The 15,815-nt window shown below is 41.8% G+C and carries 13 protein-coding genes and 1 pseudogene; 12 read left to right on the forward strand and 2 right to left on the reverse strand.

Going from position 1 to position 15,815, the window contains the following annotated elements; translation table 11 throughout:
- The first annotated feature begins 338 nt into the window (after nucleotides 1-338).
- The 11 genes from QZL64_RS11430 (at nucleotide 339) to QZL64_RS11480 (ending at nucleotide 14,141) form a co-directional block, all read left to right on the forward strand.
- Nucleotides 339-1,616: a manganese-dependent inorganic pyrophosphatase gene (locus tag QZL64_RS11430; protein WP_021842109.1), complete on the forward strand. Its 1,278-nt coding sequence runs from the start codon at nucleotides 339-341 to the stop codon at nucleotides 1,614-1,616.
- A gap of 90 nt (nucleotides 1,617-1,706) precedes the next feature.
- The gene (pcrA, locus tag QZL64_RS11435) at nucleotides 1,707-3,902 is read left to right on the forward strand and encodes a DNA helicase PcrA (RefSeq protein WP_021842110.1); all 2,196 of its coding nucleotides are present in this window, start codon (nucleotides 1,707-1,709) and stop codon (nucleotides 3,900-3,902) included.
- Between the two features lie 52 nt (nucleotides 3,903-3,954).
- Nucleotides 3,955-5,979, forward strand: coding sequence for an NAD-dependent DNA ligase LigA (gene ligA, locus QZL64_RS11440; RefSeq protein ID WP_296309589.1), 2,025 nt, complete (start codon nucleotides 3,955-3,957; stop codon nucleotides 5,977-5,979).
- 160 nt (nucleotides 5,980-6,139) lie between these two features.
- Nucleotides 6,140-6,430 carry an Asp-tRNA(Asn)/Glu-tRNA(Gln) amidotransferase subunit GatC gene (gene gatC, locus QZL64_RS11445; RefSeq protein ID WP_021842112.1) on the forward strand — a complete coding sequence of 97 codons (291 nt, stop codon included), beginning with the start codon at nucleotides 6,140-6,142 and terminating at the stop codon, nucleotides 6,428-6,430.
- Nucleotides 6,431-6,441: 11 nt separating this feature from the next.
- Entirely contained in the window at nucleotides 6,442-7,899 is a 1,458-nt protein-coding gene (gene gatA, locus QZL64_RS11450) for an Asp-tRNA(Asn)/Glu-tRNA(Gln) amidotransferase subunit GatA (protein ID WP_021842113.1), read from the forward strand.
- A complete protein-coding gene (gatB, locus tag QZL64_RS11455) occupies nucleotides 7,896-9,338 on the forward strand; it encodes an Asp-tRNA(Asn)/Glu-tRNA(Gln) amidotransferase subunit GatB (RefSeq protein WP_021842114.1) in 1,443 nt (480 codons plus the stop codon). Before gatA ends, gatB begins: the two co-directional genes overlap by 4 nt.
- A 113-nt stretch (nucleotides 9,339-9,451) precedes the next feature.
- Nucleotides 9,452-9,823: a hypothetical protein gene (locus tag QZL64_RS11460; RefSeq protein ID WP_021842115.1), complete on the forward strand. Its 372-nt coding sequence runs from the start codon at nucleotides 9,452-9,454 to the stop codon at nucleotides 9,821-9,823.
- Nucleotides 9,824-9,943: 120 nt separating this feature from the next.
- Nucleotides 9,944-10,783, forward strand: coding sequence for an HAD family hydrolase (locus QZL64_RS11465; protein WP_021842116.1), 840 nt, complete (start codon nucleotides 9,944-9,946; stop codon nucleotides 10,781-10,783).
- Between the two features lie 193 nt (nucleotides 10,784-10,976).
- Complete coding sequence (locus QZL64_RS11470; protein ID WP_021842117.1) at nucleotides 10,977-11,552, forward strand: hypothetical protein; 576 nt, start codon at nucleotides 10,977-10,979, stop codon at nucleotides 11,550-11,552.
- Nucleotides 11,553-11,819: 267 nt separating this feature from the next.
- Nucleotides 11,820-12,395, forward strand: coding sequence for a hypothetical protein (locus QZL64_RS11475; protein ID WP_021842118.1), 576 nt, complete (start codon nucleotides 11,820-11,822; stop codon nucleotides 12,393-12,395).
- Between the two features lie 144 nt (nucleotides 12,396-12,539).
- A complete protein-coding gene (locus QZL64_RS11480; protein WP_021842119.1) occupies nucleotides 12,540-14,141 on the forward strand; it encodes a subtype B tannase in 1,602 nt (533 codons plus the stop codon).
- Here the strand turns inward: QZL64_RS11480 and QZL64_RS11485 are convergent.
- Both QZL64_RS11485 and QZL64_RS11490 read right to left on the reverse strand, forming a co-directional pair.
- Complete coding sequence (locus tag QZL64_RS11485) at nucleotides 14,133-14,858, reverse strand: substrate-binding domain-containing protein (RefSeq protein WP_367114877.1); 726 nt, start codon at nucleotides 14,856-14,858, stop codon at nucleotides 14,133-14,135. The genes QZL64_RS11480 and QZL64_RS11485 overlap by 9 nt on opposite strands.
- A pseudogene (locus tag QZL64_RS11490) lies at nucleotides 14,847-14,966 on the reverse strand (LysR family transcriptional regulator); the annotation flags it as partial. The gene QZL64_RS11485 and the pseudogene QZL64_RS11490, both read right to left, overlap by 12 nt.
- 248 nt (nucleotides 14,967-15,214) lie before the next feature.
- Between QZL64_RS11490 and QZL64_RS11495 the strand changes: the two are divergent.
- Complete coding sequence (locus QZL64_RS11495) at nucleotides 15,215-15,715, forward strand: GNAT family N-acetyltransferase (RefSeq protein ID WP_021842121.1); 501 nt, start codon at nucleotides 15,215-15,217, stop codon at nucleotides 15,713-15,715.
- Nucleotides 15,716-15,815: the final 100 nt, after the last annotated feature.

Below are 15,815 nucleotides of genomic sequence, written 5' to 3' on the forward strand. Positions count from 1 at the left end.
GTAGCCGCCGGTATGGCCGGTATTTCACCGTTTGATTTGGTTAAACGTACTGCCATTCCGATGATTGGTGCCGGCTTTACGCTCGTTGTTGCGAACTTTGTAATGTTCTTATAATTTACAATGTTGAGCTAAAAGATTTGTAAATTATTTATATGTGTACTTTTAAATTTTAAAATTGTATTTCATATCTCCATCCGACATTGTGTCGGGTGGAGATATTTGTTTGTAAAAAGCATGCTATAATGCTCATTTACTCATACTGCAGAAGGGTAATTTATGGTATAATGAATAAGATAAATTAACTTCGTTAATTCTAATTTTTTTATGAGGTGATATACATGAGTGAAAATGTAATTTTAGTAACCGGCCATAAGAGCCCTGACACGGATTCCTTCTGTTCTGCATTAGGTTATGCTAATTTGAAAACCCAGATGGGTATGCCTGCCAAAGCAATTTGTGCCGGTAAAGCTAACAAGGAAACTTCCTTCGTGCTTGATTATTTCAAAGTAGAACATCCCGAAATCGTGACAAGTTTTGCCGTTCGCATTAAAGACGTTATGGAAAAAGTACCGGCTGTTGATGCTTCTGCAAGCTTGGAAGATATTTTGGCATGGCGCAACACTCATGACATGAACCGTGTACCGGTTGTAAAAGACGGTAAATTCGTAGGCGTAATTTTACCAAGTCGTTTGATTGATGCTTTAGCCGGTGCTTGGCTCGATAAGAAAACTGTAACTGCCGCCGACATCGTATCTAAAGCGGGTTGTCAGTTGGTTTCCCCTGAATTAAAATTAAAAGAATTCGACCGCGGTCATGCCGGTGCGTTCCCGGTAGTAGACGGTGACACTTACTTTGGTATGGTTCGCTCCAAAGTGGAAGCACCTAAAGAAAAACAAAAAGTTGTATTAATTGACCACAATGAAAAAGTACAGATTATCGACGACATCGAAGATGCCGAAATTATCGAAAACATCGACCATCATCGTATCGGTGGTTTAACAACGGAAAACCCTATTTTCATCCATTACGAACCGGTTGGCTGCTCTTGCACCATCGTGGCTAACTTCTACTGGCAGTACGGTCAGGAAATTCCTAAACACATTGCGGGCTTATTGTTATCCGCCATTATTTCTGATACAGTATTGTTCCGTTCGCCGACTTGCACACCAAAAGATGTGGAAACAGCTAAGAAATTGGCTGCTATCGCCGGTGTGGATTTGGAAGCGTACGGCCTTGAAATGTTGAAAGCCGGTGCCGATGTATCCGATTTCAGCGATGAACAAATCGTTCGTACAGATATGAAAGAATTCGGTGCTAACGGTCAGGTTATCAGCATTGGTCAGTTGACTACCATGAACGCTGAAGAAGTATTGACTCGTAAAGCTGCTTTGTTAAAAGCTTTGGAAGAATTGCGTGCATCTAACAAATATGCTGCATCTTACATCATGGTTACCGATATCTTGAAAGAAAGCACTAACTTATTATTCGCCGGCGATGCCGATGCTATCGTTAAAGCTGCTTTCGGTCAAGAACCTAAGGAACAGGAAGTATTCTTGGCTAATACTTTGTCCCGTAAAAAACAAATCGTTCCTCAAATCTTGGGAGCTATGAAATAATACGACTAAGTAGCTATATAAGTAAAACAAAAACGTTGCAAAGGGCAACGTTTTTGTTCATTCTGATTACACTGTGTAGAAAGGACTGTTATGAGTAGTATATTTGACGGCTTGAATAAAGAGCAACAAGAAGCAGTACGCACTACGGAAGGGCCACTGTTGATTGTAGCGGGCGCCGGATCCGGTAAGACGCGTGTACTGACGTATCGCATTGCTTATTTATTGTCACAGGGTGTAAATCCTTATGAAATTTTAGCCATTACCTTTACCAATAAAGCGGCTAAAGAAATGAAGAGCCGTGTGGAGGATTTGGTTGGTTCCATGGCGGATCGCATCTGGCTCAGCACTTTTCATTCCTTTTGTGCAAAATTTTTACGTTTTGAGCTGGATAACTTCCTCGGCTACAGCAAAAATTTTACGATTTATGATACAGGGGACTCACAAGCCGTTATTAAGGGGGCGTTGAAGAGCCTGAATCTGGATGATAAATACTTTCCGCCGGGAGCTATGCTTAGTGCTATTTCCGATGCCAAGAACCGACTCTTGATGGCCCACGAATTTCGCATGGAAGCTCGTGATTTTTACAGTCAAAAAGTGGCTGACGTATACGAATATTATGAGAAAGAACTCCGCAAGAATAATGCGCTCGACTTCGATGATTTGTTGATGGTAGCGGTTAAACTCTTGCAGAGCCGTGAAGATATTCTTCAGAAATACAGTAATCGCTTCCGTTATATCATGATTGACGAATATCAGGATACGAACCATGCTCAATATACGTTGGCTCATTTATTGGCCTCCAAATGGCAAAATATTTGTGTCGTAGGGGATGCGGACCAGAGTATTTACGCTTGGCGCGGTGCGGATATTCAGAATATTCTTGATTTTGAAAAAGACTATCCGGCTACTAAAACCATAAAACTGGAGCAGAACTATCGCTCCACGAAGACGATTTTGGAAGCGGCCAATGCGGTTATCGATAACAACGAAGGGCGTCCCGACAAAGTCCTTTGGACGGATAAAGATATGGGACCGAAAATTCGTCATTTCGAAGCTCAATCGGAACTGGAAGAAGCGGCTTTTATCAGCGAAACTATTGCCAAACAGCATGATATTCATGAAGTACCGTATGGTAATATGGCTATTTTATATCGTACCAATGCTCAGTCTCGTGCCCTTGAAGAAGGCCTCATCAAACGAGGCATTCCTTATGTAATGGTAGGGGGGACGAAGTTCTACGACCGTAAAGAAATTAAAGACGTGTTAGCCTATTTAAAGGTACTCTTTAATCCCTTTGACGATTTGAGCTTGATGCGTATTATTAACGTGCCAAAACGCAGTATCGGTGCTACGACGGTTGCTAAATTGCAAGATTATGCTCGTGAAACAGGCAATTCTTTATTCATGAGTTTGACCATGTTAAGCAATATTCCGACAATTAAGGGCAAAACGAAGGAAAAACTGGAGGAATTCGGAATTCTGATTTTTACTTTGGTTGCCATGATGGATAACCACAATGTATTGCAGATTTTGGAAGCTATTCTAGAAAAAACAGGTTATCTTAAAGAATTGGAAGACAGCACGGACCCTCAAGACGAAGCCCGCGTTGAAAATATCGGTGAATTGTTATCCGTAGCCAAAGTATTCTTAGATGAAAATCCAACAGGCACGTTGCAAGACTTCTTGGAACAGGTGGCGCTAGTCAATGATGTGGATACGTATGAACAAGCTGATTCTAAAGTAACCTTGATGACCCTTCATTCAGCCAAAGGCTTGGAATTTCCGATTGTCTTCTTAGCCGGTATGGAAGAAGGCTTATTCCCACATAGCCGTACCCTCATGAATCCGGAAGAGATTGAAGAAGAGCGTCGCCTTTGCTATGTAGGGATTACCCGTGCGGAAAAAGAACTGTATCTTTTAAATGCTACGACCCGTACCGTATTCGGCCGCACCAACGGCTATTTGCCATCGCGCTTCTTAAAAGAGATTCCGGAAGGCTTGATTGAAGAGTTACGACCAAAACGCAAAGTGCGTGAGGATGTACAGCGTCATGTACCGTCTCATTTATCCGTAATGTCTCGTCCCGTAACGAAGCCTACTTTGCGTAATCCTGTTGTGGAAAACTGGCAAGTCGGTGATACGGCGGTTCATTCCAAATGGGGGAATGGCAAGGTTATCGAACTTCAGGGATCCGGTTCCGGCTTGAAGTTAAAAATAGACTTCCCAACTCAAGGGGTTCGCTTAATTATGGCTCAATTTGCACCGGTTAAGCGTTTAGAAAAATAACCTGTTATATCATTGTTTTACAAAAGACGGTAGGAGAAAGACTATGCCAGCAATGAATGAATTAAGAGCAGCTGTAGCCAATGCGGCTACGGAAGAAGCAAAAGCCCATGCCCTGCAACAATTATTGGCTCATGCCGGATATTTGTATTATGTAAAAGATGCGCCGGAAATGGAAGATTATGAGTACGATAAACTCTATCGGGAATTACTCGATTTGGAAACGGCGCATCCCGAATTTATCACATCCTATTCACCGACACAGCGCGTAGGCGCCAAGATTGAAGGGGATTTTCCGAAAGTCGTACACGGACGACCAATGCTGAGTCTTGGTAATGTTTTCAGTGATGCTGAAGTGCGTACGTTTGCGGAACGAACCGAACGCGAGCTCGGTCATCGACCTGAATATGTCATTGAACTTAAAATCGACGGCCTCGCTTGTAATCTTCATTATGAAAACGGTGTTCTCGTAAGAGCCGTAACCCGCGGTGACGGCCGTGTCGGGGAAGATGTAACGAATAATGTGCGCACCATTCAATCGGTACCGCTTTGGATTGAAAATGCACCGCCGTATATTGAAATACGCGGTGAAGTATACATGCCTCATAAAGAATTCCAACGCATTAACGAAGAGCGTGAAGCGGCCGGTTTGCCGACGTTTGTAAATCCGCGCAATGCCGCCGCCGGTTCTTTGCGCCAGTTAGATCCGGCCATTACAGCCAGTCGTAACCTCGACTTCTTCGCCTATGCTGTAGGTTCTTCGGAAGGCTCCGATATTCACTCCCAGAGTGAACTATTAAAGCGTTTAGCGGAATATCATTTCCATGTAAATCCAAATTACAAAGTGTGCCAAACCATTGATGAAGTAATTGAACGTATTGCTTATTGGGATACGGCTCGTCATGAATTGGCCTATGATACGGACGGTATGGTAATTAAAGTGAATTCCTTTGAAGACCAGGAACAATTGGGGGCTACCGTTAAAGACCCCCGGTGGGCTACGGCTTTTAAATATCCGCCGGAAGAAGTAGAAACCATCGTCAAAGATATTACTATCAATATTGGCCGTACCGGCGTTTTGACACCAACCGCGGAATTGGAGCCGGTCTTTGTATCAGGCACCAATGTAGCGCGCGCCACCCTTCATAACGAAGATTCTATTAAAGACAAAGACATTCGCATCGGTGACCATGTGATGATTCATAAAGCGGCGGAAATTATTCCGGAAGTCATTAAATCCTTACCGGAAAAACGCACCGGTGAAGAGCGTGAATTTAGCATGCCGACCAACTGTCCGATTTGTGATTTTCCGACCGTGCGCCAACCCGGTGAAGTCGCGGTTCGTTGCAGTAATCCGCATTGTCCGGCTGTGGAAAAAGAAAAAATCATTCACTTTGCCTCCCGTGATGCCATGAATATTGACGGCTTGGGGCCGAGCATTGTGGAAAGCCTCATTGCCTATAAGTTAATTGCTACGGTAGCCGATTTGTACAAATTAACGGAAGAACAGCTGGTTACGATGGAGCGCATGGGTAAGAAATCGGCGCAGAACCTCTTAAAAGCCATTGAAGAATCTAAAACCCGTGGTCTCGGTCGACTGCTCTTTGCTTTGGGGATTCGCTTAATCGGTGCTAAAGCAGGCCGAACTATTGCGGAACATTTTCCCACTATGGAGGCTTTACAGGCTGCTACCGCTGAAACTTTAACGGCGGTCAGTGAAATCGGGCCGACCATGGCGGACAGCTTGGTGGCTTATTTTAAAGAGCCGTATAATTTGGAACTCATTGCAGCCCTTCGCGAAGTGGGCGTTGTTATGGCAGAAGAACAGGTGGAACCGAGCGGCACCGAACTGGAAGGGGAAACCATTGTTTTAACGGGAACACTTGAAAGTATGGGGCGTAAAGAAGCAGGTGAACTCTTGGCGGCTCACGGCGCTAAGATAACAGGCTCCGTAAGTAAGAAGACAACTATCGTTATCGCCGGTGCCGAAGCAGGCAGTAAGCTCACTAAAGCGGAATCTTTGGGTATTCGCGTCATGGATGAAACGGAGTTTTTAGAATTAATCAAGGACTGGCAATAAATTCGGCCTTTTGGAATCAAACAAAGATGGGCAATAGATGCGGCCTTTTGAAATACATCACAAATTGACCCTACGATTTTTAAAATAGGCAATATATCAGCTTATTTTGTATTGTCATAGTCAATTTGATATAATAATAAAATGGAAAGGATGTGTACGCATGAAAATTGATCGGGAAGAAATAAAAAAGATTGCTTTATTATCTCGTTTAGATATTAGCGAAGAAAATATGGGCACTGTAGAAAAAGCGTTAAATGACGTATTATCTTATGTTGCTGAATTGGAAGAATTGGACCTTGAAGGGGTAGAACCTATGGCCCATGCAGTTCCTTTACACAATGTATTCCGTAAGGACGAAGTGATTCCTTCGTTGCCACATGATTTGGCAATGCAGAATGCACCTGAAGAAGAAGACGGTTACTTCAAAGTGCCGCGCGTTATACAGGAATAGGAGGAAGCACTGTGACCATTCATGAATTACATCAGAAATTAGTGGCCAAAGAATTGTCGGCCGTTGAATTAACGAATGCCGTAATTGCCCATAAAGCAAAAACAGAACCGACAGTACATGCGTATTTAGCGGATTCTCACGAACAAGCTTTAGCGGTAGCAGCTAAAGTTGATGAAAAAATTGCAGCCGGTGAAGCCATTTCGCCGTTAGCCGGTATTCCGGGGGCTGTAAAAGACAATATTTGTATTAAAGACCAACAGGCTACTTGTGCGTCTCGTATGTTGGAAAACTTCGTACCGCCATACAATGCGTCTGTTGTTGAAAAGTTAACCGGTGAAGACTATGTAAGCCTTGGTAAACTTAACATGGACGAATTCGCCATGGGTAGTTCTTCCGAAAGCTCCGCATTTGCTAAAACTACGAACCCTTGGAACGCCGAGTATGTACCGGGTGGTTCTTCCGGCGGGGCGGCTGCTTCCGTAGCAGCGGGCAGTGCTGTGTGGGCTTTGGGTTCCGATACGGGCGGATCTGTTCGTCAGCCGGCGTCCTATTGCGGCGTAGTTGGTTTAAAACCAACTTACGGCAATGTGTCTCGTTACGGCCTTATTGCGTATGCTTCATCGCTTGACCAAATCGGCCCTGTGACCCGTGACGTAACTGATGCGGCTATCGTGCTTAACGCTATCAGTGGCCACGACCATCGTGATTCCACGTCTATTCCGGGCGAACGTCCTGATTACACGAAAGCCTTGGTAAATGACGTAAAAGGCCTTAAAATCGGTATGCCAAAAGAATATTTCGGCGAAGGTCTCAACAGTGAAGTCCGTGAAGCGCTTGAAAAAGCCGCTAAAGTATACGAAGGTTTGGGTGCTGAAATCGTAGAAGTAAGCTTGCCGACTTCTAAATATGCTTTATCCGCTTATTATATTATCGCTTTGGCGGAAGCCAGCTCCAACTTGGCTCGTTACGACGGCGTAAGCTATGGTTTGCGTGTACCGGCTGATAACTTGGTTGAAATGTCCACGAAGACTCGCTCCCAAGGTTTTGGTGCCGAAGTACAGCGTCGTATCTTGCTCGGTACCTATGTATTGAGTTCCGGCTATTATGATGCTTATTATTTGAAAGCCTTGAAAGCTCGTCGTTTGATTAAAAACGAATTTGATGCGGCTTTTGAAAAAGTAGACGTATTGTTAACACCGACTGCACCAAATACAGCGTTCAAGTTCGGTGAAAAAATTAACGATCCGTTATCCATGTATTTAGAAGATATTTGTACCACCCCTGTTAACTTGGCCGGTATTCCGGGCATTTCCATCCCGGCAGGTTTTGCATCCAATGGTATGCCAATCGGTATGCAGTTGTTGGCACCGGCTATGGGTGAAGAAGTCTTATTCCGTACGGCTTATAAATTCGAACAGGCTTGTCCGGAATGCAATAAAATCGCATCCATTGGGGAGGTAACACTATGAAATACGAAACAGTCGTAGGGCTGGAAGTCCATACGGAGTTAAAGACTAAATCTAAAATCTTTTGCGGTTGCACTACTGAATTCGGCGGCGACCAAAATACGCATGTTTGCCCTGTATGTTTAGGTTTACCGGGCGTTATGCCGGTACTTAACCAAAAAGTGGTTGAATATGCTATTCGCGTCGGCTTAGCTTTGAACTGTGAAATTTTACAATTCAATAAATTCGACCGTAAAAACTACTACTATCCGGATTTGCCAAAAAACTGGCAGACATCCCAATATGACTTGCCAATCTGCTTGAATGGTCATATTGATATCGAAGTGGGCGGCAAAACTCGTCGTATCCGCATTACGCGTATTCATATGGAAGAAGATGCCGGTAAATTGGTTCACAGCGGCAATACCATCAGCACATCCGATTCCTCCAACGTTGACTACAACCGTACCGGTGTACCATTGTTGGAAATCGTATCGGAACCTGATCTTCGCTCCGGTGAAGAAGCTCGTGCCTATGTTGAAAAAATCCGTTCCATCATCAAATATTTGGACGTGTCCGACGTTCGTATGGAAGAAGGCAGCTTGCGTTGCGACGCCAATATTTCCGTACGCTTGATGGGCGACGAAAAATTAGGTACTAAAACTGAAATTAAGAATATGAACTCCTTAACTGCATTGCAGAAAGGTGTTGAATATGAAGCCATTCGTCAGGCGGAAACGTTGGAAGACGGCGGCACTATCGTTCAGGAAACCCGTACTTGGGACGACAGCAAGGGCATGACATTGTCCATGCGTAAGAAAGAAGCGGAAAACGACTACCGTTATTTCCCTGAACCTGACTTGGTACCAATCGTGATTACGGATGAACAGATTGAAGCGGCTCGCCAATCCTTACCGGAATTACCGGATGCAAAAATGGCTCGTTTCCAAGCCGATTACGGTTTATCCGAAGAAGATAGTGCGATTTTGACAACTATGCGTGAAACCGCCGATTACCTTGATGAAGCTGTTAAAGCCGGTGCTGATGCTAAAACAGCAGCTAACTGGATGCTAGGTGATTTGTCCAAAATGGTGAACGAAGCCAATATTACCTTTGCCGATGCGAAAGTTAAACCGGCTCAATTGGCCGCTATGATTGAACTCATCAACAAAGGCACTATTTCCGGTAAAATTGCGAAAAAAGTTATCGTTTCCATGTGGGAAACCGGTAAAGATCCGCAAGCTATCGTTGAAGAACAAGGTCTTGTTCAGATTACCGATACCGGTGCTATTGAAGAAATCGTAAAACAAGTTATTGCCGATAATCCTAAGTCTGTAGAAGACTTCAAGAGCGGTAAAGGCAAAGCTATCGGTTTCTTGGTTGGTCAGGTTATGAAACTCAGCAAGGGCCGCGCTAATCCGGGCGTTGTTAACGAATTATTGCAGAAACATTTGAACGCATAAATTTAAAAGTTTTCAGCTTATATAATATAGAATTATGGTTATACATAATTCCATATGAGTAAGCGTAAGACCTATTAATTCCGATTCTTTGATTTAAAACACAGGAGATTGCTATGGAAGATAAACAATCTTATGATTCTAAACAGACGAGTGTGTTATCGGAAGAAGAACGTCGTGCGTTTGACGGCGTGACCATAGATGAAACCGGGCGTGAGCAATCTGAAGAGGATATTCGTCGTGAAAACCGTGCCAAGACTCATGAAATGTCTGATGGCACCGGTTTTAATGATTATTTTCAGCAGACAATTCCGGGCGTAAAAGTATTTACCTTCAGCTCTGTGGGCTGGAAGGGTAAATTAATCATGGCAGCTCTCGTAGTTGTTCTTTTTAGTGTGTTAACTTTCTTTGGTGGTTTATTTTTAATTGGATTTATTGTGTTGGGACTAGGCGTCGGTATATGGGCGCTCTTACGAAAGCTTTTTTAATGGTATAAAGACTTCTTCATTCCAGTTCGCTATCCGGCGTGCATGCACGAAAGGCTAGCTTGCCCAGAATGGAGAAGTCTTTTCGCGTATATAAAAGCAATTGCCAAGAAAGGAGAAGTTATGAGTTCTAATGAAAAGCCGATTGTGGCTTTGATGTATGATTTTGATAAAACGTTGTGTACTAAGGATATGCAGGAATATGGTTTTATTCCGGAGCTTGGAATGACGACGGCGGATTTTTGGCGTGAGGCTAATGGTTTAACCGATAAAGACGGCATGGACGGTATTTTGGCGTATATGTTCATGATGGTTAAGATGAGTAGGCTCCATGAAGTGCCGATTACCCGGCAAACGTTAAATAAACTAGGGGAAGGAATTGAATATTTTCCGGGCGTAATTTCTTGGTTCGACCGCATCAGTGCTTACGGTGAGTCGAAAGGCGTGCAAATAGAGCATTATATTGTATCGTCCGGCGTGAAAGAAATTATCGACGGTAGTGAGATTGCGAAGTTTTTCAAAAAGATTTACGCCTGTGAATTCAAGTATGACTATAACGGTCTTATCGAATGGCCGAAGATTGCCGTTAACTATACAGCCAAAACACAATTCTTGTTCCGTATTAACAAGGGCGTATTGGATATTACTACGAGCAGCGATAAAGAGCTGAATCAGTATACACCGGAAGTGGAACGACGAGTACCATTCAGTAACATGATCTATATTGGTGACGGACTCACCGACGTGCCATGTATGAAACTTGTTAAGGTGAATGGTGGTCAAGCCATTGCCGTATATAACCCGGAACAGGAAAACGGAATTAATGTGGCGAAAAATCTGATTAAAGATAATCGCGTTAATTTTGCCTGTCCGGCCAATTATGATGAAGGCAGTCGATTGGATAATATTGTGAAGACTATCATTGATAAAGTAAAAGCTGTTGAAACATTGCAGAGAATGTAATATTGTAGACGAGATTCTGTATTATCGTGAAGATGAAGACGAGGAAGAAGAATGATGGTAGGTTGAGTCTACTGTATTGATAAAAAATCATAAAAATCATATCTATTTGTTATACATGTGTAGTAAAAAATTGAAAAGTATTGTAATATTAAAATAGTAAGTAGTGTCGTGTTTATATTTAGGGAGGGGTATTATGAAACGAATATGGGGTATTGTTTTGATGTTTATTACCGTCCTGGCTGTTCTGGGCTGCGGTACTGACAGCATTACCGGCGGTTCCGGGAAAAGTATTTTTACAGAACCGGGTTTGGCGGCTAAGGCTATTTCCGAATTGAAAGAAACACCTGCATTAAAGGGGAAAGATATTCAGGTATTTCAAAATGTACTGGTTAGTGATCTTAAGGGTGTAGGAAGCCGCATTGATATTAATATCCTCGTTCCTGACACTAATGATAAAGTTGATAATTATGTGTACCAAAATGGTAAATGGGCTGCTCCACAACCGGTTCAAATTTCGGGCGACGGTGACATGAAAGACAATGTTATGCCATTAGATGCTATCGATTACAGTAAGATTCCGGATATGTATAAAATAGCCCAAGATAAGGCCAAAGAGATTGAAGGCGGTAAAGTAGATGAACAGCTGATTTACATTTTTAAAATTAATGAACGTAAATATGATGCTCATCTTAAAATCGAAGGAGCCAGAGAAAAGTTCGACGCCATTTTTGACTCTAAAGGCAACCTCATTGAAATGAAAAAAGAATAGTAATGATTAGTCGCTAGTTTTACACAAGTAAAAAGTGAATAAGTTGGTGTTTAATAATTTTGAGACGCTACTGCTATTGTAAACAGTAAGATTTAGTGTAAAAACTATTGTCGTTGGAGAATTTCTAATTTTAGATTGTGTTCGACTCGGCAATAGTTTTTTATCTTTTAAAATTGAATAGTTTACTAACCATATCGTATGTTTGCATGAAATTTCCTATTGGGAATGTCGTTTGTGTTATTTAGTTTTATATATAGGAGGGGTATTATGAAAAGATTAATGGGGATTATTTTCATGATTATCACTGTAATGGCCATGTTAGGCTGTGGTGGTGACAGTGATACCGGTGGTGGTAAAAAAAGTATAATCACTGAACCGGGCTTAGCAGCTAAGATTATTACCGAATTAAAAGAACAATCAGAATTTAAGGGAAAAGAAATTAAGGTGTTCAACAATGTAGTAGTTTCGGATACAGAAGAGTATGGAAATACGATTAGTATTGATGTTTTGGTTCCCGGCACCAGTGACAAAGTTGACAAATATATTTATATGAATGGCAAGTGGCAAAATGCAGGCGCGGCGTTCATTCCCGATGGTCTTACTGTGAAAGATAATCTTATGCCAATCGATGCCATCGACTATAGTAAAATCCCTGAGATGTATAAAGTGGCCGAGGAAAAAGCGAAATCTATTGAAAACGGTAAAGTTGAAAAATCAGTGGGATATATCTATTATGCTGGCAATCACTCATATAAAGCCTACATTCTAATTGATGGCTCTAAAGAATCATATTCAACAGAATTTGATGCTAAAGGTAATTTTGTTAAATTTATTGACGGATGACAAGATCTAAATTTCACGCTTGAAGATGATATTTTTATTTCATATTACTCCTATTTTTTCAATCTATAATTACAATCAATACAAATAAAAGTTATAATATAGATATAGTTAGATGTAAAAAGTACATTGAAAGGAGATATGATTATGAAAATAGGAAAGTATTCAAAGTACAAAAAGGCATTACGAGCTATGGTTCTTATGGGAGCGACATTAACGGTGGGTGGATTAATAAGCTCGGTAAGTGCGGCCGATTCTTTGGATTTTAAAATCCAAAATTATGAAACGCGTACGATGACAGTTGACGGTAAGGAAGTAACCTTTAGAGCTTATGAAAATATTCCGTATGTAGCCAATCCGGTGGATACGACCTATCAGTCTATGAATGTGTATATTCCGGAAGCCTATTTTCAAAATGAAAAAGATGGAAAATATACAGCTGAATCGGCACCTATCTTTTTACCAAATTCGGTAGGCGGCTATCGTCCGGGGAAAGCGGCCACACCGACTCTTTCTAAAGATGGCGAACCGAATGCTGTTTTATATGCTTTATCACGTGGCCTTGTTGTGGCGGCACCGGCTGCACGCGGTCGCAGTAACGAAACGGCAGAAGGTGTCTATTACGGTAAAGCGCCGGCCGCTATTGTGGATTTAAAGGCAGCCGTGGCCTATTTACATAAGAATGATAACATTATGCCCGGTGATGCGAATAAAATTATTTCCAACGGCACCAGTGCGGGCGGGGCCTTATCCTTGTTGCTAGGTGCTACCGGTAATGAATCGGATTATGCTCCGTATTTACAAGAGATTGGCGCAGCCGATGCGCGAACCGATATTTATGCCGTATCGGCGTATTGTCCGATTACCGATCTTGACCATGCCGATATGGCCTACGAATGGTCATATAACGGTGTCAATGAATACACAGGTATGCCGTCCTTTGGCGGTCAAATGGAGCCACCTGATCCTACCTTAGGGAGCAGCTCGGCCAAAGCCACCCCGGATATGTCAGCTATGCCGGACATGTCCGGTGAAGCACCCGGTAAGCAACAAACTCAAAAGGCAGTTCAATTGACGGCTGACGCGATTGCTTACAGCGATCTTTTGAAAAATAACTTCCCTGAGTATTTGAATAGTTTACAGCTAAAAGATCAAGACGGTAAATTATTGTCACTCGACTTTAACGGCAACGGCTCCTTCATGGACTATGCTAAATCGTATATCATTAAGAGTGCTGAAAAAGCTAAAGCAGCAGGAACGGATATTTCCAGTGCCGATTTTTTAGTGTATGATGCGAAAAATCCGGATAAAATCGTCGATGTTGATTGGCTGAAATACAATACTTCGGTTGGTCGCATGAAGGCTCCGGGTGCTTTTGATTCTCGCGACAATTCTACTGGTGAAAATAACTTGTTTGGCACGGCTACGGTAGACAATCAACATTTCATACAATTTGCATCTATTAACGGTGACGGCACTGCTGTGGCAGATGAACATATCGTCAAAATGATGAATCCGCTTAACTATATTGCACCAAATGACGCTTCAAAGACGAAGGAACAGACCCAGCATTGGCGCATTCGCTATGGTGAAAAGGATAACAACACGTCCATGGCCGTGCCGCTAATTGTGGCTACTCGCTTGGCTAATTATGGTTACGACGTTGATTTTGATTTGCCATGGGGCATTCCGCATGCCGGCGATTATGATTTACAAGAACTTTTTGATTGGATTGATCAATTAGTTTAACGTCTCTCTAATCAGGCGAGCAAACAATTCCATGGCAGGGCTAAGCCACTTATTACTGTTATAACCGCAAACACCCGATATATGAGTATCTGTTAATTCGGTTTCGAGGGCTACCAGTTCACCGTTATTCAATTCATTTTTTACGGCAAAGGTTGGCAGATACGAAATACCGACATTGCTTTTTACCAGGTTTTTAATAGTAGGTATGCTCCATAATTCGATGGTATGGTCCAGTCGTATGGACTTTCTTTGCAAATATTGTTCGAATATTTGACGGAAGATGCAGTTAGGTTCATTGATAATAAAAGGTATAGGAATATTCTGATTTGGTGTTATGAAATCAGAATATTCCTTTTTTATTTCCGGCGAAGCAACTAAGGTCATAGGGTAATTGCCAAAAGAAGCTACTGTTAAATTATTTCCAAAACCTCCGACGTTTTCATAAAATATACCGAGGTCTAAGATACCGTCCAATAACTCGTTGCGGATGTCATAACAATTCATGGACCGTAAAAAGAGTCTTGTATTGGGAGCTAAATCGTGGAATTTTTGCAAAACCGGTGAGAGTTTATAACAAAGCAGGGTTTCGCCTACGCCGATACGTAAAATGCTTTTATATTCCGTCAAATCATTTTCAAAACAATTCAAGCGTTCAACTGATGTAAGAACATCGTTTACATAGGGATATAACTGTTCACCGGCTTTGGTGAGCATCATTCGTCGGCCGATTTTTTCAAATAATTTTACCGAAAGTTCCTGCTCTAATTGTCCGACTTGGAAGGTAATGGTGGATTGCGTATAGTTGAGTTTTTCTGCCGCTTTGGTAAAGCCGCCTTCTTAAATAGTAGTTTTAAAGGTCTGTAAATATTTTAGTTCCATGAGCATCTCCAATACTTCAATAATAATGAAGTTTATATTTAATAACATCAATTATATTTAATTATCTATTGATGGTATACTAGCAGGGAAAAATACGATTGTCAACGAGATGCTTACATGGAGTTTTTAAACAATATATCAAGCTTTAAAATTCGTAATGAAGATGAAAGACTAGAATATGAGGAGGCAATATAATGTATTCACTTGAATTAGCAAACAGTAAAGAGTTAGAAGTATGCTATGAAATTATTGAAGAAGGGCGTGCTTTTCAAAAAGAACAGGGATTTGTGCAATGGACGGAAGCATATCCCAATCGCGATACAATTGAAGCTGATATGGAGAAGAAAAAGGGGTATGTTATCAAAGCCCAACAAGAAATTTTAGGTTATATGTGCGTTGATTTTGACGGTGAACCGGCCTATGACGATATTAATGGGGCGTGGCGAAGTGAGGCGCCTTATGCCGTGGTTCATCGCATGGCTTTTAGTAAAAAAGCACGAGGCCAGGGCATTGCCGACATAGCTTTTGGTTTAATAGACAAACTTTGTGTAGCTAAAGGCGTGAAATATATTAGAGTGGATACGGATTTTCCGAATAAACGAATGCAACATATTTTGAAGAAGAACGGTTATGTTTATTGTGGTACCATTGTTTTTCAAAACGGCGATAAATTAGCGTATGATAAATTATTATAATATGCATTAGGCCTACCGGCTTTAATTACTCTTTTATAAAATTTTCTCTAAAAAGAAATGCCCCGAAAGTGTAGTGACCCCAAAAAGTTAGACTTTTATT

The sequence above is a fragment of the Veillonella sp. CAG:933 genome (assembly GCF_000431435.1).
Lineage (GTDB): Bacteria > Bacillota > Negativicutes > Veillonellales > Veillonellaceae > Veillonella_A.